The sequence below is a fragment of the Pantoea sp. SGAir0430 genome (assembly GCF_043549295.1).
Map to the genome: position 1 here is coordinate 2,307,191 of NZ_CP039427.1, position 22,798 is coordinate 2,329,988.

Genomic DNA, 22,798 nt, shown 5'->3' on the forward strand with positions numbered 1-22,798 from the left:
GGAAAATTGTGCCGGGTTCAGCAGGAATGGCGAAGCAACGCGGTAATTTCAGCAAACAAAACTTACACTTACTAAAAATAGCAGCGCGCTTCGCTTCGGCGTGCTGGCGAAACCTGGCTTTCACCAGGAATTTTCTCTCCTGTTTTTAAGAAATTTCTTAAGCGCGATTTAAGTCCACTTGTATTAAGTCGCTGTTGAAGGATGCCTGACGCGCAACGTGCCGTCAGAGAAGAAGCGCCGTCATGGTGGCAGCGCGCGCAACCGGTCCAGCGAGTGAAACCATCCGTGAGTAAACGCATCCTCAGCCTCCTTCTGTTACTGGGTTTTTGCCTGTCTGCCTGGGGTGCAACCACGTTAAATTTCTCGCCGCGCTATGGTCTGGTAGCACCGGAAGTCACGCTGTCGCCGCAGAGCCAGCAGTGGCTGAAACAGCACTCTGTACTGCGCGTCGGCGTGTGGAACAATCCGCTGCCGCCCTATTCCGTGTCGTTTGAAGCCAATACCTACGAAGGACTTTCGGCCGATTATCTGGCCATCGTGGCGAAGGCGTTAAATCTGCCGGTGAAAATCAAGGTGTATAAAACCCGGCTGGAGCTGGTGGATGCGCTCAACGACGGTGAAGTCGATCTGATTCCTTACTATACGCTGGCCGCCAATCAGGATACGCAGCTGGCGCTGAGCCTGCCGTATTCACTGGCGCGCAGCGTATTAATCAGCAAACGTAACGCGACCTTCGACAGTGAGCTGAAAAATAGCCGCTATCGCCTGCTCTATTACGGTGATGCAGAACTCAAAGCGCTGCTGCACAAGCGCTATCCGCGCGCCACGCTGGCGCCGGCCGCGCCGCCGCTGTGGGCCTACACCGACACCGCGTTTAGCGAAAACACCCTGTTCTGGAGCAACAGCGCCACTCAGCGCTTTCTTTCGCATCGCGGCCTGCAGAACGTGATTGAAGCGCACAGCACGCCGTACACCAACGATGTCGACGCGCGCTTTGCCAGCAACCACGCCAATCTGCCGCTGATCAACGCCATTAATGAAATCCTGAAAAACATTCCGCTGCGCAACGCGGTACAGATTGCCGAAGCCTGGAGCCTGGATTATCAGTCGGTGGTGAAAAATTATCCCCTCGATCTGAGCGAACAAGAGGCGGCGTGGCTGGCAGAGCACCGGGAAATCACCGTCAACTACGATCCCTCGCACACGCCGTTTACCTTCGTTGATAACCGGCAGCGCGTGGTCGGCCTGAGCGTGGACCTGCTGAAAATGATTTCACAGCGCACCGGCATTCGCTTCCGCTATAACCCGATTCAGGGGTTGAGCAACATGCGCGATACGCTCAACCGCCAGCGCGATGCGATTATCGCCGTCAGCGATGCCACCGCGCAGCAGGACGACAAAATCCGCTACAGCCGTTCGTACATTTACTCGTCGTGGGTGGTCGTCACGCGCAAAGACAGTACCTGGAAAAGCTTTGATGAGATGGCGGGCAAGCGCATCGGCATCTATGAGCGCGCCTATTATCGCTACGATTTACGCGAACGCTGGCCGGGCATCAACTTTGTCGAAAACGGCGTGTCGATCGATTCACTCGGTCAGCTGCTGGATAAGCAGCTGGATGGCTTTATCGTGCCGTACGAGTCGTCGCTGTTCCTGCTCAACAACCATTTCAGTGACAGCTTCAAAGTGGCCTTTGTCGCGCCGCTGCCGATGTTCCGTATGGCGATGGCGGTCAATGGCCAGGATCAGGTGCTGCTGTCGATTCTCAACAAAGCGCTGTCCGATATTCCGCAGCCGACCATGCAGTCGCTGATGGAGCGCTGGATCAAATACACGCCGCCCGCCACCAGCACCTCATGGCAAAGCTATCGCAGCTATATATTGCGCATCGTCGCCGTGGCCGGGCTGGGCCTGCTGTTTTTCCTGTGGCGTAACCATCTGCTGAAAGCCTCGCTGGCCAAACAGCGTGAGCACGAGCGTGAAATCAGCGAGCAGCTGGCGCATATCGAAGCGCTGATGGCCGACCTGCGTAAAGCCAACGAAGTCGCGGTGCGCGCCAGCGAAGCGAAAAGCACCTTCCTGTCGCACATGAGTCATGAAATCCGCACGCCGCTGGCGGCGCTGATTGGCCTGCTGGAAATCGAGCATCTCGGCCAGAGTAATGAACAGCAGCGGCAGAAAAACATTGATGTCGCCTGGGAGTCGTCACGTTCGCTGCTGTCGCTGGTGGGCGATATTCTCGACCTGGCAAAAATCGAATCCGGGCATTTCAGCGTGCAGCTGCAGCCGATGTCGCTCAGTGAAGTGGTGCGTGATTGCGAAGCGCTGTTCCGCCAGGTGGCGCTGAATAAAGGCCTTGAGCTGAATATTGTGCTGGAGCTGACGCAGGATCAGGTGCTGTTTGACCCGGTAGCGCTGAAGCAAATCCTCTCCAATCTGGTGAGCAACGCCATCAAGTTTACCTCGCAGGGCGCAGTGGAAGTGGCACTGTATCAGGCAGATAGCGCGCTGCCGGAATATGTGCTGGAGGTGAGCGACAGCGGAGTTGGCCTGTCAGAAGAGCAGCAGCAGGCGATCTTCGAACCGTTTATCCAGGTCGGTCAGGGCAGCAATCGCGCCAGCGGCACCGGTCTGGGCCTGAATATCTGCCGCCGGCTGGCGGTAATGCTCGGCACCGAGCTGCACGTCGAGAGCGAACCGGGTGACGGCAGCGTGTTTATGCTGCGCTTCCGCGCGGAAGCGGCGCGTATTGAGCATGAGCAACCCGTTCTGCCGCAGCCGGTGGAGCCCGCTAAGCAGGCTGCGCTGCGCATTCTGATTGTCGATGACAACGCCACCAACCGCCTGCTGCTGGCCCAGCAGCTGCGCTACGCCGGGCATCATGTGCTGGTGGCCGACAGCGGTGCAGCCGCGCTGGCGCTGTGGCGCGAGAATCAGCCCGATCGCGTGATTACCGACTGCAACATGCCGGAGATGGACGGCTTCGAATTCACCCGCCAGCTGCGCGCCGAAGAGAAACGTCTGGTGCGACGCGCGGTGCCGGTTTACGGCCTGACAGCCATGGCGGAGGAGCGCGTGGCGCAGCTGGCGCAGGACGCCGGCATGAACGGTTGTTTGTTTAAACCGCTGGAGCGCGCGCAGCTGCTGCAGGTGATCACCGGCGCGCCGATGAACCCGACGCGCGACGATACCCTGCTGACGCTGGAAAATCTGGCGGCGAATAATCCGCAGGCGTGGCGCGATCTGGTCACCACCGCGCGCCAGCAGAACAGCTACGATCTCGCCCAGCTGACGCAGGCGGTCGCCGCCCACAACTTTGCTTCGGCGCGTCACGCCGCGCATCAGCTACTCGGCAGTGCCCGAATGCTGCGCGCCGAGGCTTTACAACATCGCTGCCGCGCCGCCGAACAGGCCGCGGAGCATCAAGATAGTGCGCTATTACAGCAGCTGCTGCCGGAGGTCGCCGGGGCGGTGGCCGAGCTGGACGCGCTGTTCCTGCGTGCCCTGGAAACACCTATTCCTGAAGAGGTGATGTAATGAAAGAGAGCGCAATCTGGCAGATTGCCGTGCTGGACGATCATCCGCTGATTGGTAAAGCCATGCAGTACCGCTTAGCGCAGGAGCCGCAGCTCGATCTGGTCGGGGCTTTTGCCCAGCGCCAGCAGCTGATGGCCTTCCTGCAGCGCCACCCGCTCGATATCCTGGTGCTGGATTACATGCTGGGTGAAGACCAGCTCGACGGGCTGCAAATGGTGAAACAGCTGCGCCTGCACTATCCGCAGCTGAAGATTCTGGTGTCGTCCGCGGTGGAGAAACCGGCGATTGTCCAGCTGTTGCTGAAAGCCGGCGTGCAGGGATTTGTCGGTAAAAGCCACGATCAGGAGGTGCTGATCGATGCCATTCATCAAATATGTCGCGGCAAGCGCTTCCTGACGCCGGACATGATGCTGGAGCTGGATAAATTCCAGGAGAGCGATCGCGAGATGCACGACTACCTGACGCCGCGCCAGGCGGGCGACGACATCACGCTGCTGCTGCGCGAGCTGAGTCCGCGCGAAATCGAGGTGATTCGCTGTTATCTCGACGGGTTGAGCATTACGCAGATCGCCGGTAAATACGCGCGCAGCCGCAAAACCATCAGCGGTCAGAAGCAGACCGCGCTGCGCAAACTGGGGCTGCGCTCGGATCTCGAACTGTTTAAGTACAAGCAGTATTTCACCGAGCTGGTGACCACCCAATAAGCGACTGCGCTGCGGATAAAACCGGTTCTGTGACGCGGATCAAGGCTTAATCGCCGCGCAATGCTGCCCTCATGAATTCTAGTATGGTAGTTTAGCCGTTATCATACAGACACGATGACGGTGGATGACATAATGCAGCTGACAATGCGGTGGTTTGGGCCGAAGGAAGACAAGGTTTCGCTGGAATATATTCGCCAGGTGCCGGGCGTACGCGGCGTGGTGGGCGCACTTTACGATGTGCCGGTGGGCGAAACCTGGCCGCAGGAGAAGATCCAGGCGCTGGTCGATCAGGTGCACGCAGCCGGACTGACAGTTGAAGTGATTGAGAGCGTTAATATTCACGACGACATCAAGATCGGCCTGCCGAGCCGCGATCGCTATATCGCTAATTATCAGCAAAGTATCCGCAACCTGGCGGCCGCCGGGGTAAAAGTGATCTGCTACAACTTCATGCCGGTGTTCGACTGGATGAAGACGGATATGAATTATGTGCTGCCGGATGGCTCCATCACCATGGCCTTCGAGAAACAGGGCATCGATAAAAGCCTCGACGAGGTGGTGAAAGAGGTGCTGGGCAGCGCCAATGGCTTCGCGCTGCCGGGCTGGGAGCCGGAACGGCTGGCAAAAGTTCAGGAGCTGTTTGCCAAATATCAGGACGTTGATGACGCGAAGCTGCGTGAAAACCTCGCCTATTTCCTCAAAGCGGTGATCCCGGTGTGCGAAGAGGTGGGCGTGAAGATGGCAATCCACCCGGACGATCCGCCGTATTCGATCTTCGGTCTGCCGCGCGTGGTGAAAAACCGCGACGATCTCGACTGGATCTGTAACGTCGTCGATTCTGAAGCCAACGGCATCACGCTGTGTACCGGATCGATTGCCGAGGATCCGCAGAACGATGTCTATGCCATTCTGGCCGAATTCTCGCGCCGCAAGCGCATCCCGTTTGCCCACGTGCGCAACATCAAGATCATCCGCGATAAAGATTTCTACGAGTGCGCGCATCCGACGGAATATGGCTCGCTGGATATGTATAAAGTGCTGCAGTCGATGTATGACAACGGCTTTGACGGCTATATCCGTTCGGATCACGGCCGCTTTATCTGGGGTGAAACCGGGCGCCCAGGCTACGGTTTGTACGACCGCGCGCTGGGCACAACCTATCTGCTGGGCCTGTGGGAAGCGCTGAGTAAACGTTAATGGGCTACGATCTGGCGCTCACCCTTGCGGCTTTTTCAGCAACGGCACCAGCAGCGCCGCGACGAAAAATCCTGTCATGATCAGCCAGAACGCGTCGGAAAAGGCCTGGGTGCGCGCTTCACGCAGCGTCAGCGCCGCCAGCGACTGCAGCGCGGCCGTATGCGCGGCATCCGGGCTCAGGCCGCTGGTCATCAGCGCCTGAGCGCGCCCCTGCAGAAAATCACCCAGCGTCAGGCTGGCGCTGTTGAGATAATCCGCCAGCCGGCTAAAGTGCAGGTTGGTGCGGTCGTTGAGCACCGTACCGCACAGGGCAATGCCAATCGCACCGCCAAGGTTGCGCATCAGATTAAACAGGCCAGACGCGAGCTTCAGGCGGGCCGGTGGCAAACTGCCCAGCGTCAGCGTTACCGTGGGCGCCACGGCAAACTGCTGCGCCATACCGCGAAACGCCTGCGGAAACAGCAACTCCTTCGCCCCCCAGTCATGGGTAATCGGCACGAAGAAATGCATCGACAGCGCAAAACAGATCAGCCCCGCCGCCAGCAAAATACGCAGATCGACGCGGTTCGCCAGCCAGGCATACAGCGGGATCGACAGAATCTGAAACACCCCGGTAGAGAAGATCGCCAGTCCAGTCTCCAGTGCGCTGAAGCCGCGCACCTGGCTGAGAAACAGTGGCGTAAGGTAAATGGTGGCGAAGATCCCTACGCCCGCCATAAACGAGAAGTAGCAGCCGAGGCTAAAGTCGCGGTCCTTGAGCGCGCGTAAATCGACGATCGGTTTGGCATGCCGCAGCGTGCGGATCACAAACAACACGCCCGCCGCCAGCGCAATCCAGCCGGTGGTGGCAATGGTGTCATCATCAAACCAGCCCCAGCGCGGCCCCTCTTCCAGTGTATATTCCAGACAGCCGAGCGACAGCGCCAGCAGCACGATGCTGAGATAATCCGCGCCGCGCAGCAGTTCGCGGTTGGGCGCGTCGATGTTCACCAGCAGCGGAACCGCAATGGTGATGTAAATACCGGGAATGATGTTGATAAAAAACAGCCAGTGCCAGCTGAAGTTATCGGTGATCCAGCCGCCAACGGTCGGGCCGAGCGTCGGCGCCAGCGATGCCAGCGCGCCGACGGTCGCGGCAGCAATCACCCGCTGCCGGCCCTGGAAAAAGGCGAAGGCGGTAGTGAACACCAGCGGGATCATCGAGCCACCCGCCAGCCCCTGCAGCGCACGGAACGCGATCATGCTCTGAATGTTCCACGCCCAGCCGCACAGCAGGCTCATCAGCGTAAAGCCACAGGCCGAGGCGGCGAACAGCCAGCGCGTAGACAGCACGCTGGCCAGCCAGCCGGAGAGCGGAATAATGATGATTTCGGCGATCAGGTAGCTGGTCTGCACCCACACGGTTTCATCATCCCCCGCCGACAGGCCACCGCCAATGTCGCGCAGCGAAGCTGAGACAATCTGGATATCCAGCAGCGCGATAAACATGCCGATGCACAGGGTGGCAAAGGCGAAGACTTTCCGGCTGACCGGCATCTGCGCAGGCGCGATCGGCGCGGCGACCACGCGGCTCATTGCGCGCTGCGCTCATCGACGGTCACGGTCACCGACAGTCCCGGACGCAACAGCCCAAGCGTGGCCGCATCGCCGTCCAGCGCAATGCGCACCGGCACGCGCTGGACAATTTTGGTGAAGTTACCGGTGGCGTTTTCCGCCGGCAGAATGCTGAAGCGCGAGCCGGTCGCAGGCGACAGGCTGGCGACATGCCCGCTGAAGGTGCGGCCCGGCAGCACGTCCGCGACAATTGTTGCCGTCTGGCCTGGCCGCATGTGCGCCAGCTGGCTCTCTTTGAAGTTGGCGTCAATCCACAGCCCCTGCGCCGGCACCAGCGACAGCAGCTGCGTGCCGCTGCTGATATACGAACCAGCCCAGGCGCGGCGATTGCCAATTACGCCATCAAACGGCGCGCGGATAGCGGTGTATTCCAGATTGAGCTGTGCCAGTGCCAGGTCGGCCTGCGCCTGTGCCAGCGCGGCGTGCGTCTGCTGCTCGCGCGCATCCAGCACCTGCAGCTGACGTTCGGCGACCGCGCGATCGGCACGGGTTTTGCCCTCCTGCGCCAGCGCCTGTTGGTAATCGGCCTGCGCATGATCGCGAATCTGCTGCGACACCGCAGCGCTGCTCACCAGCGCGTCATAGCGGCGCTGGTCGGCGGTGGTTTTCTGCGTCACCGCCTGCGCCGCCAGCAGCGCAGCACGCGCGCCGTCGATGGTGGCCAGCTGGAGCTGGCGCGTGGCGGCAATATCCTGCAGCGCCGCCTGCTGCGCGGCGACTTCGCCCGCCGCACGGTCAACCGCCGCCCGATAGTCGCGGTTATCCAGCTGCACCAGCAGGTCGCCCTTTTTAACCGCCGCATTATCCTGCACCGCAAGGGTCTGGACATAGCCGGACACTTTGGCCGAAATCGCACTGATATCCGCGCCGACGTAAGCATCATCGGTCGAAGGCATAAAGCGCGCGCTGTGCCACCAGTAATAGCCATAGCCTGCCAGCGCCACGCCGCCGCAGGCCAGCATCAGCAGCAGTGCCGCTTTTTTCCGCGTCAGGCTCATGGTTCGTTCCCGGCCACCGTCTGCGGGGCGAATTTTTGCGCCGTATCGCCTGCGCGCTTTCTCGCCAGATACTGCTGGCGATAGTGCATCATCGGGGTGGCCGCCGGGCCAGGCACCATCTGGTATTTGTCACTGGAGAGCGGCTGGCCGGTGGCGCTGTCGACCATTTGCGGCGTCACCGGGCGCTGGGTGGCGCTTTCAACCAGCTGCATCTGCCGACCTTCCGGTGAGAAGTGGGTGCTGCCCCACTCGGCCAGCGCCAGTATTACCGTGCGAAAATCGCGGCCCGCCGCAGTGAGCTGGTACTCGTAGCGTGCCGGAGTGTCGCTGTAACACACCTTTTCCAGCAATCCATCCTCTACCAGCTCTTTTAGCCGGCGCGACAGAATATTGGGCGCCACGCCGCTGCTTTTCTGAAACTCATCAAAGCGGGTAAAGCCGGCCAGCGCATCGCGCATGATCAGCATGCTCCAGCCGTCGCCGACGCGTCCAAGGCTGCGTGCGATAGGGCACGGCATATTACACAGAGGTTGGTTTTTCATGGGCCAGTTCCCGATGTGAAGTCGATGCGGGATACTGTGGCACGGTAACTTTCATTTTGCAAGTTACTTGCAGAATGAAAGTAACAAACAGATCGTCAGCGTGCGTTCCGGCGCAGCCTCACAGCCTGTCGATCAATTCCTGCCGGTGGTCATGCAGCAGACGCAGCATTTCACGCAACAGCGGATCTTCGTTGCCCTTCTGCCACGCAATACTCAGCGGCAAGCCTTTGATCTGCTCAGGTAATGTCAGCGCGATATAGCGCACGCTGTCGCTGTTCATGGTGCGATAAGAGGCTGGTACCACCGCCAGACCGAGGCCGGCGGACACCAGGCTGAGAATAGTTTGCTTCTCTTCGGCATATTGCGCGATATGCGGCGTCAGGCCAGCCTGCTTAAACAGGCTGATGGTGAGATCGTGGCTGTGCGGCCGGGTGCGGCGGTCCGGAATGATCATGGCTTCATGCTGAAAATCTGCCACCGTCACCTGCGCTTTATCCGCCAGCGGATGCGTCAGCGGCACTGCCAGCACGCAACTTTCGCGGGTAATAAAACGCAGCGCCAGTGACGCATCCATGCGCTGCGGCGCGCGGATAATAATCATATCCAGCCAGCCGGATTTTAATTTAGGAATCAGGTTAAGGGTTTTATCTTCGATAATATGGATATCGCTCAGCGGATGACGCGGCACAAATAAATTCAGCAGTGCCGGAACTAAACCGCGCGCGGCGCTATCGATAGCCCCAATGCGTAATGTCCGGCGTTCATCTTTTAATCCGCCTTTAAAACGCAGCGCCAGCGCATCAAACTGATCGATCAGTTTTCCCGCTTCGTCAAAAAACAGGGCTCCCTCGGCGGTTAATGAAACATTGCGCGTTGAACGGTTTAACAGGCGCACGCCGAGATCTTCTTCCAGCAGGCGAATAAAGCGGGAAAGTGATGCAGGCATCATTTCCATACTTTGTGCCGCCCGACCGAAATGCAGTTCTTTACCCACCGCGACAAAACAACGCAATTGATTTATATCCACATTTTCCTCGCCGCACGATTATTCAAATAGTTTATATAATCCACGCCTGATGATCGCGCAATACAAACCTGCATACTGCATTCGACAACCAGAAAATAATACTACCTTACACAATCTGGAGCACTTTAATATGAACTCTCACCTCGAAAAAAGGGTGATGCGTAAAGTGACGTTGCGCATTGTGCCCTTCATCATGCTGCTCTATTTCATCGCGTTTCTCGATCGCGTCAATATTGGTTTTGCCGCGTTAACCATGAATCAGGATTTAGGTTTCTCGCCCACGGTATTTGGTTTTGGCGCCGGGATCTTTTTCCTCGGCTATTTTCTGTTTGAAGTCCCGTCGAATTTAATTTTGCATAAAGTGGGCGCACGCATCTGGATCGCCCGCGTGATGATCAGCTGGGGATTGGTCTCCGGCTGCATGGCGCTGGTGCAGGGCACCACCAGCTTCTACATCCTGCGCTTTTTGCTCGGCGTGGCGGAAGCCGGCTTCTTCCCTGGCATCATTCTCTACCTCAGCTACTGGTTCCCGGCGGCGAAGCGCGCGCAGGTTACCGCCATCTTCATGGCCGCCGCCCCGCTCTCTACCGCGCTAGGCTCGCCGGTCTCTGCGGCGCTGCTGGAGATGCACGGTCTGCTGGGCTACGCCGGCTGGCAGTGGATGTTCGTGTTAGAAGCGATTCCGGCGTTGCTGCTGGGCATCGTGGTGCTGTTTTTCCTCACCGACCGTCCGGCGCAGGCTAAATGGCTGAACGCAGAAGAGCGGCGCTGGCTGCAGGAGACCATGCAGGCTGAAGAGCAGGCCCGGTCGACGCAGCACGGCCACAGCAGCGCCTGGCGCGGGCTGGCGGACAAGCGCGTACTGGCCCTGGCGCTGGTGTACTTCGGCACGTCGGCCGGGCTGTACACGCTGGGGATCTGGTCACCGCAAATTATTCGCAGCTTCGGCGCCTTCTCGCTGGAAATCGGCTTCCTCAACGCTTTCCCGGCGGTGATCGGCGTGATTGGCATGATCCTGTGGGCACGTCACTCCGATCGTCGCGGCGAGCGCAGCTGGCACGTCATTGGCGCCTGTTTACTGGCTGCCGCCGGGCTGATTTACGCCGGTAACGTCAGCACGCTGCTGGCGGTGATTATTGCGCTGACGCTGGTCACGGTCGGCATCAGCGCCTCTAAACCGCCGCTGTGGAGCATGCCGACGCTGTTTCTCAGCGGGCCGGCCGCAGCCGCCGGCATCGCCACCATTAATTCCATCGGCAACCTCGGCGGTTTTGTCGGCCCGATGATGATTGGCGTGATCCGCCAGCAAACCGGCAGCTACACCTGGGGACTCTATTTCGTCGCCGCGCTGCTGGCGTTGTCCGCTCTCATCGTGCTGATTCTCGCCGCGCACACGCCAAAACCGCAAAGCGCCGATCTGCCTCATCCTCATACCCATTAATTGACTGGAGAAAACTATGCGTAACTACAAAATTGCCGCGATTCCGGCAGACGGTATTGGCCCGGAAGTGATTTCGGCTGGCGTTGAGGTGCTGCAGGCGCTGACGCAGCACGATGAACAGCTAAAGTTTGACGTGCAGACCTTTGACTGGGGCTCGGATTACTACAAACAGCACGGCGTGATGATGCCGGAAGATGGCCTGCAGATGCTGAAGCAGTTTGATGCCATCTACTTTGGCGCGGTGGGCGCGCCGGACGTGCCGGATCACATCACGCTATGGGGGCTGCGCCTGCCGATTTGTCAGGGCTTCGATCAGTACGCCAACGTGCGGCCTACCAAAATTCTGCCGGGCGTGACCTCGCCGCTGCGCAACCGTGGACCGGGCGATCTTGACTGGGTAATCGTGCGCGAGAACTCGGAAGGGGAATACTCCGGCAACGGCGGCCGTGCGCACCGCGGCCTGCCAGAAGAGGTGGGCACTGAAGTGGCGATTTTTACCCGCGTCGGCGTGACGCGCATCATGCGCTACGCCTTTAAACTGGCGCAGTCGCGGCCGCGCAAACTGCTGACGGTGGTGACCAAATCCAATGCCCAGCGGCACGGCATGGTGATGTGGGATGAAATTGCGGCGGAAGTGGCGCAGGAGTTTCCGGATGTGCAGTGGGACAAGATGCTGGTGGATGCCATGACGCACCGCATGACGCTGCACCCGCAATCGCTGGATACCATTGTCGCCACGAACCTGCATGCGGATATTCTCTCCGACCTTGCCGGCGCGCTGGCCGGCAGTCTCGGCGTCGCGCCGACCGCCAATATCGATCCGGAGCGGCGTTTTCCGTCGATGTTCGAACCGATTCACGGCTCGGCGTTTGATATCACCGGCAAAGGCATCGCTAACCCGATCGCCACCTTCTGGACCGCGGTACAGATGCTGGAGCATCTGGGCGAACGCAACGCGGCCGCGCTGATTATGCAGGGCATTGAGCACGTGTGCGCGGCGGGCATTCTGACGCCGGACGTCGGCGGCAGCGCCACCACCGCTGACGTGACGCGCGCGCTGGTGCAATTTATTGAAGCCAAATCTCAGGTGGCGGCAACCGCCTGAGTCGAAAGGCGGGGTGTTACAGCGCCGCCGCCAGCCGGTCCAGCGCCAGCAGGATGCCGTAGCGCCGCGCCGGTGCTGCATCCGGCAGCGGCAGCCAGTAGTTGGCCTGGCTGGCGAGATCCAGCGCCGCCGGGCACAGCGCCATCACAGGGGTCTGCTGGATGTGAGCGTGATGCACCGCGCTGAGCACGCTGCTGTTGATGGTATCCGGCGCGAGGATCAGCAGCAGATCGTCCGGCTGCAAACGGCTGAGCGTCAGGCGCAGCAGGTTGTCGTCCTGGATCCACGCCAGCGCCAGCCCGGCTTCACTCAACCGCTGCTGCACTTCCGTCACCAGCGGCGTGTGCTGGCCGGCGGCACCGATCAGCAACACGCTGCGTGCCTGACACAGCGCCTGCGCCGCCTGCTGCCAGCGGCTGTCATCCAGCTGCTGCCACTGTTGGGTCAGCGCCTGATGCAGACTCACCAGCTGCGGCACCGCACCATGGCTGGCGCTGGCCGGTTCGGCGCTGGCGCGTGCCAGCCGCATACGCAGATCGCGAATATCGTCGCAGCCGACCGAACGGGCAAAGCGGGTAATGGTCGCCGCACTGACTTCCGCCCGGCTGGCCAGTTGTTCAATGGTGGCCGAGGCCGCGAACGCGGCGTCACGCAGGATGGCGCGCGCCACCCGCTGCTCCTGCTGGCTGAGCGAAGCCTGCCGCTGACGAATCACCGTCATAAACGCACTTTCCTGCTGGCCGGCCTGGCGCACCTGGTGCAGAAAATCATCCAGATCGCGGTAGCCCGCCGAGGCAGCAAAGCGCTGGAGTACAGCCGGGCTGACACCCGCCTGCGCCGCCAGACTCTCCATGGTGGCCTGCGCGCTGGCGTGCAGGTTATCCAGAATAAATCGCGCCAGCTTTGATTCCTGCGCATCAAAACGCGCCGACTGCTGCTGCAGTTGCCAGACAATATCCATTAGCTCATCACATCCTCAGTAACGAACCCTCATGATGCATGAAAATATTTTTCATGGTGAGATTTTTTTCAGCTGAGCGCACTGAATTTTCCTGGAATTAAAGCACTCGCAACAGAAAATCATCGTCCCGATCACACCAATGAAAATTATTTTCATGGCAGTTTAATGATTAAACTATTGATAAATAATACTTCAAATAACTTTCATCACAAAATCATCTGGCTGCAGGGTATTTACAGTGCGACTGCGACAGGTCTTAAATGCCGGAGTCAATTCACAGGAGGATAAATTATGCGCATTGTTCTTTGCTGTGCCGCCGGCATGTCTACCAGCATGCTGGTGAATAAAATGCAGCACGCCGCACAAGCGCGCGGGCTGGCGATCAACATTCAGGCCGTCCCGGTGGCCGATTTCGAACGTATCCTGCCGGACGCAGACGTGGTGCTGCTCGGCCCGCAGGTGCAGTTTGAAGCTGCCCGCCTCACCGCCATCGCGGCCCCGCAGGGCAAGGCGGTCGCCGTTATCGACATGATGGATTACGGCATGATGCGCGGCGAACAGGTGCTGGATAAAGCGCTGGCGCTGCACGCTTCCTGATTCTTCGTTTCCCCCAATCTGACTGATAACACACGGCGTTGCGCTGTGGGAGATTCTGCATGCCTGAAGATGACGTAATGGTGGTTCCGGAAGAGGAGATCATGCTGCTGCTGGTGCAGGCCGGTGCTGCGCGCAGCGCCGCTCTCAGCGCCCTGCGGCTGGCGCGCGCCGGCCAGTTTGAGGCGGCACAGCAGCAGCTGGCGGCGGCGCGGGAAAACGTGAGCAGCGCGCATCAGCAGCAGACGGCGCTGATTAGCCTGGACGAAGGCAGCGGCCGGTTGCCGGTTACCCTGATTCTGGTTCATGCCCAGGATCACCTGATGAACGCCATGCTGATTCAGGATTTAGCGGGCGAAATCATTGAACTCTATCGCCGTACCACGGCAGGAGAAAACGATGCTTAAGATAGCAATCATTGGCGGCGGCAGCAGCTATTCGCCGGAGCTGGTGGAGGGAATCATCAACCGTTATGCGCAGCTGCCGATAACCGAACTGGCGCTGGTGGATGTGGCGGCAGGACGCGAAAAGGTGCAGATCATCGCCGATCTCACGCGCCGCATGCTGCAAAAAAACGGGCTGGAGCAGGTTAAGGTCAGCGTGCACTTTGCGCTGGATGAGGCGATTCGCGGTGCGCGCTTTGTGCTGACACAGCTGCGCGTCGGCCAGCTGGCGGCACGCGCCGCCGATGAACGGCTGGGCCTGAAGTATGGCCGTCTCGGCCAGGAAACCACCGGTGTCGGCGGCTTCGCCAAAGCGCTGCGTACCATTCCGGTGATGCTGGAGATTGCGCGCAAAGTAGAACAGCTGGCACCCGACGCCTTCATCATCAACTTCACCAATCCGGCGGGCATCGTTACCGAAGCCGTGGCGCGCTACAGCAACGCGAAGATCATCGGCCTGTGTAACGTGCCGGTGAATATGCACCATATGATCGCCGGCATGTTACAGGCGCCGTTTGACGAGGTGGCGCTGCGCTTTGCCGGGCTGAATCATCTGGTGTGGGTGCATCAGGTGCTGTGCCGCGGCGAGGACGTGACCGCCGGGGTGATCGAACAGCTGTGCGAAGGCCAGGCGCTGACCATGAATAACATCAAAGAGATGCCGTGGTCGCCGGCGTTTCTGCGCGCGCTGCAGGCGATTCCCTGCCCGTATCACCGCTACTACTGGCAAACACCGCAGATGCTGGCCGAAGAGCAGGAGAAAGCGCAGCACGGCCAGGCCGGAACGCGCGCCGAACAGGTGATGAAAGTGGAAGCCGAGCTGTTCACGCTGTATGCCGATCCGCAGCTGACGCACAAGCCGGAGCAGCTGAGTTTTCGCGGCGGCGCATATTACTCCGAAGTGGCCGTTGAGCTCATCAGCGCCATCCATAACAATAGCGGGCAAAATCTGGTGGTGAACTGCCAGAACCGTGGGGCGATTCACGGTCTGCCGGACGACGCAGTGGTGGAAGTGAACTGTGTGGTCGATGCGCAGGGCGCGCACCCGCTGGTGTTTGGCGCGCTGCCACCGCTGATGCACGGGCTGACGCAGCAGATCAAAGCCTTCGAGCGATTGACCATCGACGCGGCGGTGCACGGCGATCGCGGTGCCGCGCTGCTGGCGCTGGTCGGCAACCCGCTGGTCGGCGACGTCGCCAGCGCCGAAGCGCTGCTGGACGAAGTGCTGACGCTGAATCAACCGTGGCTGCCGCAGTTTGCGTGATATCCCTGTCGCAAACCGCATTCTGGCCATCGCGGCGCGCTTCATCGCGCAATAAATTGCGCCGCGACGGCCGGGTGCAGGTATCCGCTGCCGCGCCGAAATGACACGCATTGACCTGTTAATTTGTTGCGCCATTGTGCCCGAGGAGGCCCTATGTCCAACCGTAATATCATCGAACGTTATGTGCTGCCCGCCGCGCTCAAGGTGGCCGGGCAGAAGCATGTGCTGTCCGTGCGGGACGGCATCATTCTCAACATGCCGTTCATGCTGATCGGCAGCTTTTTTCTAATCTTCGCCTACCTGCCGATCCCGGCGTGGGGGCATCTGATGGCCGACCTGTTCGGCGACAGCTGGCGCAATAAACTGCTCTATCCGGTGCGTGCCACCTACGACATCATGGCGCTGATCTCCAGCTTCGGCATCGCCTACCGGCTGGCAGAGAAATACCGCACGCTCGACCCGCTAACCAGCGGCGCGATGGCGCTGGTGGCGTTTGTGATGACCATTCCGCAGCAGACGCTGTTCGCCCCGGTTGAAGGCGCACCCGCGCAGTTGGTCACTGGCGTGCTGCCGATTTCGCTGATCGGCAGTCAGGGCCTGTTCGTGGCGATTGTGATTGCGCTGCTCTCCACCGAAATCTACCGCTTTGTGCACAGCCGCAACCTCGTGATCAAGATGCCGGAAGGCGTACCGCCGGCGGTGGCGAAATCATTCCTCGCGCTGGTTCCCGGCTTCTGCGTGCTGGCAGTGGTGCTGCTGCTGCGCCTGGCAGTTGAAGCCTCACCGTTCCACGACATCAACAACCTGATCGCCACGGTGATTGGTTTGCCGATGCACCACGTCGGCGGCACGCTGCCGGGGATGATTTTCTCAGTGCTGCTGATTGGCATTCTGTGGACGCTCGGCCTGCACGGCGATGCCATCGTGCTGGTGTTCATTCAGCCGGTATGGCTGTCGAACATGAGTGAAAACCTCGAAGCCTTTCAGCATAACCAGCCGATTCCGCACATTTTTACCCAGCAGTTTTACGATTTATGGATTGCGCCCGGCGGCACCGGCGCGCTGCTTGGGCTGGTAATCTTTATGCTGATCCGCGCGCGCAGCCGCCAGATGAAACAGCTGGGGAAAATCGCCGCGCCGGCGGCGCTGTTCAACATCAGCGAGCCACTGGTGTTCGGTATTCCGCTGGTGATGAACCCCTACCTGTTCCTGCCGTTTATCCTGACGCCGGTGCTGCTGGTGATTGTTTCGTGGGCGGCAATGAGCAGCGGTCTGGTGGCGCCGCCAGCCGGCATCGCCCTGCCCTTCACCACGCCAATTTTCGTCAGCGGCTATCTCGCCACCGGCGGCCATATCTCCGGCACGGTGTTGCAGGTGGTCAACCTGACGATTTCGCTGGTGGTCTACTATCCGTTTTTCCGCGTGTGGGATCGCCTGAAACTGCGCGAAGAGCAGCAGAACGAACAGCAGGCGCAGGCCGCCAGCGGCAGTGCCGTCGTGCCTTCCTGAACCACTCCCTCTGCCGGGTGCGCCTTGCTGCGCACCCGGCCGCATCCTTCCACTTTTTGCAATAATGACTTCGCAGATCTGGCTATTCTGCCAGCAATACGGCTGTGCGAACCTTAGGCCACGGCTCGGGATCACCCCGGCCACAACCTGAGGAACCGCATGATGAAACTGTACAATTTAGCGCTCTCCGGCCACGCTCACCGCGCACTGCTGGCGCTGTCACTGCTCGGCATAGCGCATGAAACGGTCGAAGTTGACCTGCCTGGCGGCGAACATAAAACCCCGGCGTTTCTCGCCATCAACCCGTTCGGTCAGGTGCCGGTGCTGGAAGACGAAGGCGTTTATATCGCAGATTCCAACGCCATTCTGGTGTACCTGGCGAAGAAATTTAACCGCAGCGACTGGCTGCCGGAAGATGCGCTGGGCGCAGCCCAGGTGCAGCGCTGGCTGTCGGTGGCGGCCGGTGAACTGGCTTACGGTCCGGCGGCGGCGCGCCTGATTACCGTGTTTGGTGCCAAATTTAATGCTGAAGAGGTGCTGGCGCGCGCGCATCTGATTCTTTCCCGGCTGGAAAGCCATCTCAGCCAGCGTGAGTGGCTGGTGGGCGACCATCCCACCATTGCTGACATTGCTTTATATAGCTACCTGGCCGGTGCCCCGGAAGGCAATGTCGAGATGTCCGGTTACCCTGCGGTGAATCAGCTGCTGCGCCGGATTGAAGCGCTGCCCGGCTTTGTGCCTTTTCCGCAGACCGCCGCCGGCCTGCGCGCCTGACAGGAGCCAGCATCATGGGCGAGAAACTGATTAAGTTGCCGGTATGGCATGACGGTGAAATTGCGCTGCAGCAGCAGGCGGGGGTGGCGGAACGTATGGCCGATGTCGGGCAGCGCGTGATCCGCGATTACATGCCCGATCAGCATCGTGACTTTTACGCGCAGCTGCCGTTTATCGTTGCCGGCAGCGTTGATGCACAGGGTGATGCCTGGGCCACGCTGCTGGAAGGCCAGCCCGGTTTTATCTTCTCGCCCAACGCCACCACGCTGGATATCGCGGCCCGTCCTGACGCCAGCGATCCGGCGGCCGGCGGGATGACCGATGGCGCGCCGGTGGGCCTGCTCGGCATTGAGCTGCACACGCGGCGGCGCAACCGCATGAACGGCGTGCTGACGGCGATTGGCGGCGGCCTGCGCGTGCAGGTTGACCAGAGCTTCGGCAACTGCCCGCGCTATATTCAGCTGCGCGATTTCCGCTTCGACCATGCGCCCGGCAGGGCTTATCAGGGCGAAGTTGAGACGCTCAGCGCGCTGGATGATGCCGCGCGCGCCGCCATCCGGCATGCAGATACGTTTTATGTCACCACCTATGCCGACCAGGCGCGCCGTCAGGTGGACGTTTCGCATCGCGGCGGCAAAGCCGGTTTTGTGCGCATCGCTGCCGATGATGTACTGACCATTCCGGACTTCAACGGCAACCTGTTCTTCTCCACCCTCGGCAATATCGTGCTCAACGGCAAGGCCGGGCTGCTGTTTATCGACTACGCCAGCGGCGATGTATTACAAATGAGCGGCGATGCCACGGTGATAACCGATTCCGCCGAAATCGCGGCCTTCCAGGGTGCCGAGCGGCTGTGGCGCTTTAGCGCGCGCCGCATCGTGCGCCGGCGCGCTGCCCTCGCCCTGCGCTGGGCCGATCAGCCAGACGGCGTATCGCCCGCCTCGCTGATGACCGGCGACTGGCCGTCCGCCAGCGAACGCCTGCGGGCGCAACAGCTGGCGGCGCAGTGGCGACCATTTCGCATCACGCAAATTGTCGATGAGAGCGCGCAGATTCGCTCGTTTCACCTTACGCCGGATGATGGAGCTGGCGTGCTGCCGCATCTGGCGGGCCAGCATCTGCCAATCCGCCTGACGCTGCCGGGCAGCGCTAAACCACTGATTCGGCAATATACGCTGTCAGTTGCGCCGTCGGATGGTTATTACCGCATCAGCGTAAAGCGTGAAGGCGCCGTATCGCAGTATCTGCACGATGCCCTGCGCGTCGGCGATCGGCTGGAGGTGCGCGCACCGGCCGGCGACTTCACTATTGATGCACACGAAACGCGGCCAGCGGTGCTGCTGGCGGCGGGCGTCGGCATCACGCCGCTGCTGGCGATGCTGCGTCACCTGATTTATGAAGGCCGACGCCAACGCCGGATGCGCCCGGTGTATTTGCTGCAGTCGGCGCGTAACCTGGCCGAACGCCCGTTTGCGCGTGAGATCGATGCGCTGCTGGCAGCCAGCGAAGGTGCGTTGAAACTGGTGCGCGTGCTCAGCCAGCCGGGTGCAGCCGAAGCGGGCGTGGATTACGACGTCGCCGGACGCATCGATATGGCGCTGCTGTCGCAGGTGCTGCCGTTCAACGATTACGATTTCTATCTGTGCGGCCCGCCATCATTCACCCAGGCGATATATGACGGACTGCGCGGCCTGAACATTGCCGACGCGCGTATTCACGCCGAAGCGTTTGGTCCGTCGTCGCTGCAGCGTCAGCAGGAGGATGTGCCAGCGCCCGCCGCGCTGCCGTCGGTGGCGACCGAAGCGGTGCCGGTGGTGTTTACAGAGTCACTGAAAGAAGCGCGCTGGACACCGCAGTCCGGCACGCTGCTGGAGCTGGCCGAAGCGCGCGGCCTGAGCCCGGCCTACAGCTGTCGCGCCGGACATTGCGGCAGCTGTAAGACCAGACTGGTGAAAGGCGCGGTGACTTACACTTCCCGGCCAGGCATCACGCTGGCGCAGGATGAAGTGCTAATCTGCTGCGCGGTGCCGGCGCAGGTCGAAGACGGGGACGCGGCGGTGCAGCTGGCGTTGTGAGGTGCGTGCCCTCGGGGTATGCATTCAAACTGGCTACGGGTACGAACGGCACTTAACTCACGCTTCCGCAGGACTTTACCAATGATTGCTATGCGCTAGCGCTTTACCTTTAGAAACAACAGGATCAGGGACAAACGAAAGAAGAAGACGCGCTTCGCGATGTTGAATGGCTGGGTAGCAGCACCTCCTTGAACGGCAGCGGTTATTACGATCAGCTGCAGTTGAAGACACCGCGCACCTCATTCCGATGGAACGAAAGCCGCGACAGCGGCAGACCGGACACCGGGCGCGGTGGCTATCCAACCTGCCACGAATGGGGGTCCAGCGCTGATACCGGGCTCGAGGCGCGTGTAGTCGATCATGCATCACTCGGCATGTGGCTGCGCATGTCTGCCGCGCTAAAAATGATGGGCAAAGACAACACCGAATGTAAAGAAAGCATTGTTCGCCGCCTGGTGAGCCCGGAGAGTTTGACCGTTTCGCAGAATGGCCGTACTCAAGCCGGTTATGGTGGCAATGCCGATTTCACGCTGGATAACTCCGCCAGCCGCATTGGCGGAATTGCGGAATTGCGGAATTGCGGAATTGCGGAATTGCGGAATTGCGGAATTGCGGAATTGCGGGAATGTTACTGGGCAGCTTGGCTGCGTTCCCGGCTTTTGATGCGATGCGCCAGGCATTACCGATGGTGCAGGCATTATTACTGATGGCTATTTATGTGATGCTTCAATTGATATTGGCATTTGGGAGTTATGAGTTTAAAACTGTTATTATCGTCAGCTTTGTGGTGTTCGCAATTAATTTTCTGACGTTCTGGTGGGAACTGGCGCGCTGGCTTGACAGCTGGTTAATGGAAGCGCTTTATAGTTCTGATACGCATAGCCGCTGGAATGCTGCTGGGTTCCAGAATAGCTCTGATGATTTGATTATGAACTTTGTTATGGGGGCGATGTTTATTGTGCTGCCTGCGTTGTGGATGGCGGCGTTTGGTTGGGCTGGGATCAGAGTTGGCGGGATGGCAGAGATGTTTTCAAATGGGGTGGGCAATGTACAGGGAACTGCGGGTAAAGCTGGGGAATCAGTTTCAGGAGGGATAGGAAAAGGAATTGGAAAATAAATTCAACCACCTCATAGAATAATGATATAGTTGGCAGAGAAACACAATTGCAATTTTATATATTTTAAATGACATAATTAGGCATCTTTTAGGATAAAAAATGACTAAAACAAAGAAGATTAGTAATTTAAAAGCAAGAAATAAACTCCTTAAAGGTAGAGTTGATACTTTATCAAAAAGAATTAGTGGAGCTACGCCACTGGATAAGTCCATTGACTCCATCACTAGCAATAAATTAAAATTAAAGCAGCCTTCATCATATTATAAATACATGAAAGAAGATGTGCTCTTACACCTTCTGAAAAACAAAACAATAAAGATAACTAACCCATTGAAATTTAATGACCCAATGGATTGTACTTTCCCTGAAATTCAGATAGATGAGAATCATATCAAAAAATTAGTCCATACCTCACTTGGAAATGAGATGTTGCCGCTTTTGAATGACTTCAAATCAGAAAGTGATCAGAGAATTAATTACGAGCTTACAAAACTTAAAAAAGAGCTAAAAAAGATTTCAGCTGAACTATCAAATAACTGGGCTGAATTAATTAGTGGCTACCGAGTTTTATCTCTAACAGCAAAAAAAGACAATCTGTTAATGTGGTCACATTACGCTGATGAACATAGAGGAGTTGTTGTTCAATTTAAGAGCAATCCTTCATTTGGGTTACCTAGGAAGGTCGATTACTACAATGGCTCTAAGATATTGAATGTTTTTTTCAAAGAGATTTGCTCTGTTATAGCAGAAAAAGAAAAGGGAGAAGGATTTTCAGATGCTCATTCTGATATTGCTTCCGACTACACACTAAAAATAATGTTTGAGTATTTCTTCATGAAAATGACAGAGTGGGAATATGAAAATGAACATCGAGTAGTTTATAGAAAGGACAATATAATAATTAAAACATTAGAAGATGACCTTGATGTTATTTCGATAGGTGATGATGATATTGAGAGAGTAATATTAGGATCATCTATAACTCTATCACACGCCCAAGAACTAAAGTCTTTAATTAAAGAAACACTACCAAATACAGACGTCCAACATTATCAAAGAGAAGGCTGGTCGCTAAAATGCAAATCAATTTAAATCCTTCATGACTTTAAGACGTTCTTTGGTCTATCTCTTGATATGCAATATTTATATCTCAATGGGCTAGAATAAGATTAAATTGGAGTGTGAATACATGGCGATTTCACTCCATTTTTTAAAATTAATTCTTAATGACAAACATTAATCATCAACTTTGTATCAACCTGAATAATAGACAAACCCTTCCGGCCCATCACAATACCCATCATTAAAATCATACGCTTTGTCATCACAGGACTTGGGGTAAACTTTGGGTAATGCGATGGCGATTAATAAAATGATGACTACATCAAGAATACCATTAAAAAATATAAAGAACAAACGAGACAAGACCAATAAATAAAACAACCATGGCAACAAACAGCATGTTTGCCACTTTTTTCCCATTTAGATTGGCCTGCTCTAGCTAACATTTGATTTCTGATATGACCGAAAAAGTTAAAGATTGATTTGGCTGCTTTACCAATTTTCATCCCATTACGATATGAATTTTTCTGCATGCAGCCTCCTACACTGTTTCAAATTTGTATTCAAAGCCCCCCCTCCCGGCTAAAATTTCAACATTTAATCACTTTCTAAATTTACCCCAAAGTCCTTATTTGCTAAGTTTTAGCTGTTGCCATAGTTGCTTACGCAACCAACAAAGCCCTCATGACCTGAAAGGGGCACCCAAGCGGCGGTCAGCAGCGAAAGCTTAAGCAGCCTGTGAGAACCGCCATTTGGCGGCTGCATCCGGGATAACCGGCAAAGCTACTCAACCTTTGCAAGTAGCGGGCAAAAGCAACGCCCAAGGTTTCCAC

17 protein-coding genes and 1 pseudogene are annotated in these 22,798 nt (G+C 57.9%); 13 read left to right on the forward strand and 5 right to left on the reverse strand.

The window, feature by feature from the left end:
• Nucleotides 1-285: 285 nt before the first annotated feature.
• The 3 genes from E7738_RS11090 (at nucleotide 286) to uxuA (ending at nucleotide 5,438) form a co-directional block, all read left to right on the forward strand.
• Nucleotides 286-3,537 carry a transporter substrate-binding domain-containing protein gene (locus E7738_RS11090; protein WP_394515626.1) on the forward strand — a complete coding sequence of 1,084 codons (3,252 nt, stop codon included), beginning with the start codon at nucleotides 286-288 and terminating at the stop codon, nucleotides 3,535-3,537.
• Nucleotides 3,537-4,241 carry a response regulator gene (locus tag E7738_RS11095; protein ID WP_371221717.1) on the forward strand — a complete coding sequence of 235 codons (705 nt, stop codon included), beginning with the start codon at nucleotides 3,537-3,539 and terminating at the stop codon, nucleotides 4,239-4,241. Before E7738_RS11090 ends, E7738_RS11095 begins: the two co-directional genes overlap by 1 nt.
• 132 nt (nucleotides 4,242-4,373) lie before the next feature.
• Nucleotides 4,374-5,438, forward strand: a complete 1,065-nt coding sequence (gene uxuA / locus E7738_RS11100; RefSeq protein WP_031279714.1) for a mannonate dehydratase — start codon at nucleotides 4,374-4,376, stop codon at nucleotides 5,436-5,438.
• Between the two features lie 18 nt (nucleotides 5,439-5,456).
• Here the strand turns inward: uxuA and E7738_RS11105 are convergent, their stop codons facing one another.
• From E7738_RS11105 to E7738_RS11120, 4 genes are all read right to left on the reverse strand, one after another.
• The gene (locus tag E7738_RS11105) at nucleotides 5,457-7,013 is read right to left on the reverse strand and encodes a DHA2 family efflux MFS transporter permease subunit (RefSeq protein ID WP_227746435.1); all 1,557 of its coding nucleotides are present in this window, start codon (nucleotides 7,011-7,013) and stop codon (nucleotides 5,457-5,459) included.
• Entirely contained in the window at nucleotides 7,010-8,050 is a 1,041-nt protein-coding gene (locus tag E7738_RS11110; protein WP_394515627.1) for an HlyD family secretion protein, read from the reverse strand. Before E7738_RS11110 ends, E7738_RS11105 begins: the two co-directional genes overlap by 4 nt.
• The gene (locus E7738_RS11115) at nucleotides 8,047-8,592 is read right to left on the reverse strand and encodes a winged helix-turn-helix transcriptional regulator (RefSeq protein ID WP_262264646.1); all 546 of its coding nucleotides are present in this window, start codon (nucleotides 8,590-8,592) and stop codon (nucleotides 8,047-8,049) included. The genes E7738_RS11110 and E7738_RS11115 overlap by 4 nt, the downstream gene beginning before the upstream one ends.
• A 118-nt stretch (nucleotides 8,593-8,710) precedes the next feature.
• Nucleotides 8,711-9,619: a LysR family transcriptional regulator gene (locus E7738_RS11120; protein WP_031279716.1), complete on the reverse strand. Its 909-nt coding sequence runs from the start codon at nucleotides 9,617-9,619 to the stop codon at nucleotides 8,711-8,713.
• Nucleotides 9,620-9,749: 130 nt separating this feature from the next.
• Here E7738_RS11120 and E7738_RS11125 point away from each other — a divergent pair, with 130 nt between their 5' ends.
• Both E7738_RS11125 and E7738_RS11130 read left to right on the forward strand, forming a co-directional pair.
• Nucleotides 9,750-11,060 (forward strand): MFS transporter, encoded by a 1,311-nt coding sequence (locus E7738_RS11125; RefSeq protein WP_394515628.1) that lies wholly within the window; start codon nucleotides 9,750-9,752, stop codon nucleotides 11,058-11,060.
• A gap of 16 nt (nucleotides 11,061-11,076) precedes the next feature.
• Nucleotides 11,077-12,165: a tartrate dehydrogenase gene (locus E7738_RS11130; protein WP_150361234.1), complete on the forward strand. Its 1,089-nt coding sequence runs from the start codon at nucleotides 11,077-11,079 to the stop codon at nucleotides 12,163-12,165.
• Between the two features lie 16 nt (nucleotides 12,166-12,181).
• Here the strand turns inward: E7738_RS11130 and E7738_RS11135 are convergent, their stop codons facing one another.
• Entirely contained in the window at nucleotides 12,182-13,126 is a 945-nt protein-coding gene (locus tag E7738_RS11135; protein WP_394515629.1) for a MurR/RpiR family transcriptional regulator, read from the reverse strand.
• Between the two features lie 288 nt (nucleotides 13,127-13,414).
• Here E7738_RS11135 and E7738_RS11140 point away from each other — a divergent pair, with 288 nt between their 5' ends.
• The 8 genes and pseudogenes from E7738_RS11140 to E7738_RS11175 all read left to right on the forward strand — a co-directional run bounded on the left by E7738_RS11140 (nucleotide 13,415) and on the right by E7738_RS11175 (nucleotide 21,995).
• Nucleotides 13,415-13,723 carry a PTS sugar transporter subunit IIB gene (locus E7738_RS11140; RefSeq protein ID WP_058759671.1) on the forward strand — a complete coding sequence of 103 codons (309 nt, stop codon included), beginning with the start codon at nucleotides 13,415-13,417 and terminating at the stop codon, nucleotides 13,721-13,723.
• A gap of 59 nt (nucleotides 13,724-13,782) precedes the next feature.
• Nucleotides 13,783-14,127, forward strand: coding sequence for a PTS lactose/cellobiose transporter subunit IIA (locus E7738_RS11145; RefSeq protein WP_223815702.1), 345 nt, complete (start codon nucleotides 13,783-13,785; stop codon nucleotides 14,125-14,127).
• The gene (locus E7738_RS11150) at nucleotides 14,120-15,427 is read left to right on the forward strand and encodes a 6-phospho-beta-glucosidase (RefSeq protein WP_394515630.1); all 1,308 of its coding nucleotides are present in this window, start codon (nucleotides 14,120-14,122) and stop codon (nucleotides 15,425-15,427) included. The genes E7738_RS11145 and E7738_RS11150 overlap by 8 nt, the downstream gene beginning before the upstream one ends.
• Before the next feature lie 153 nt (nucleotides 15,428-15,580).
• On the forward strand, nucleotides 15,581-16,936 hold the full coding sequence (gene celB / locus E7738_RS11155; protein WP_021507630.1) for a PTS cellobiose transporter subunit IIC: 1,356 nt from the start codon (nucleotides 15,581-15,583) through the stop codon (nucleotides 16,934-16,936).
• Nucleotides 16,937-17,098: 162 nt separating this feature from the next.
• Nucleotides 17,099-17,710 carry a glutathione S-transferase family protein gene (locus tag E7738_RS11160; protein ID WP_058759678.1) on the forward strand — a complete coding sequence of 204 codons (612 nt, stop codon included), beginning with the start codon at nucleotides 17,099-17,101 and terminating at the stop codon, nucleotides 17,708-17,710.
• Between the two features lie 14 nt (nucleotides 17,711-17,724).
• Nucleotides 17,725-19,785 (forward strand): FAD-binding oxidoreductase, encoded by a 2,061-nt coding sequence (locus tag E7738_RS11165; protein ID WP_394515631.1) that lies wholly within the window; start codon nucleotides 17,725-17,727, stop codon nucleotides 19,783-19,785.
• 68 nt (nucleotides 19,786-19,853) lie between these two features.
• Nucleotides 19,854-20,902: pseudogene (locus E7738_RS11170) on the forward strand (conjugal transfer protein TraG N-terminal domain-containing protein); the annotation flags it as partial.
• A 100-nt stretch (nucleotides 20,903-21,002) separates the two neighbouring features.
• A complete protein-coding gene (locus E7738_RS11175; protein WP_394515632.1) occupies nucleotides 21,003-21,995 on the forward strand; it encodes a DUF2971 domain-containing protein in 993 nt (330 codons plus the stop codon).
• Nucleotides 21,996-22,798 lie beyond the last annotated feature (803 nt).

Coding starts and splice junctions, on each gene's coding strand:
- E7738_RS11095 (WP_371221717.1), top strand. CDS start 3,537: ATGAAAGAGAGCGCAATCTGGCAGATTGCCGTGCTGGACGATCATCCG.
- E7738_RS11160 (WP_058759678.1), top strand. CDS start 17,099: ATGAAACTGTACAATTTAGCGCTCTCCGGCCACGCTCACCGCGCACTG.
- E7738_RS11105 (WP_227746435.1), bottom strand. CDS start 7,013: ATGAGCCGCGTGGTCGCCGCGCCGATCGCGCCTGCGCAGATGCCGGTC.
- E7738_RS11135 (WP_394515629.1), bottom strand. CDS start 13,126: ATGGATATTGTCTGGCAACTGCAGCAGCAGTCGGCGCGTTTTGATGCG.
- E7738_RS11175 (WP_394515632.1), top strand. CDS start 21,003: ATGACTAAAACAAAGAAGATTAGTAATTTAAAAGCAAGAAATAAACTC.
- E7738_RS11145 (WP_223815702.1), top strand. CDS start 13,783: ATGCCTGAAGATGACGTAATGGTGGTTCCGGAAGAGGAGATCATGCTG.
- E7738_RS11125 (WP_394515628.1), top strand. CDS start 9,750: ATGAACTCTCACCTCGAAAAAAGGGTGATGCGTAAAGTGACGTTGCGC.
- E7738_RS11110 (WP_394515627.1), bottom strand. CDS start 8,050: ATGAGCCTGACGCGGAAAAAAGCGGCACTGCTGCTGATGCTGGCCTGC.
- E7738_RS11150 (WP_394515630.1), top strand. CDS start 14,120: ATGCTTAAGATAGCAATCATTGGCGGCGGCAGCAGCTATTCGCCGGAG.
- celB (WP_021507630.1), top strand. CDS start 15,581: ATGTCCAACCGTAATATCATCGAACGTTATGTGCTGCCCGCCGCGCTC.
- E7738_RS11115 (WP_262264646.1), bottom strand. CDS start 8,592: ATGAAAAACCAACCTCTGTGTAATATGCCGTGCCCTATCGCACGCAGC.
- E7738_RS11165 (WP_394515631.1), top strand. CDS start 17,725: ATGGGCGAGAAACTGATTAAGTTGCCGGTATGGCATGACGGTGAAATT.
- E7738_RS11130 (WP_150361234.1), top strand. CDS start 11,077: ATGCGTAACTACAAAATTGCCGCGATTCCGGCAGACGGTATTGGCCCG.
- uxuA (WP_031279714.1), top strand. CDS start 4,374: ATGCAGCTGACAATGCGGTGGTTTGGGCCGAAGGAAGACAAGGTTTCG.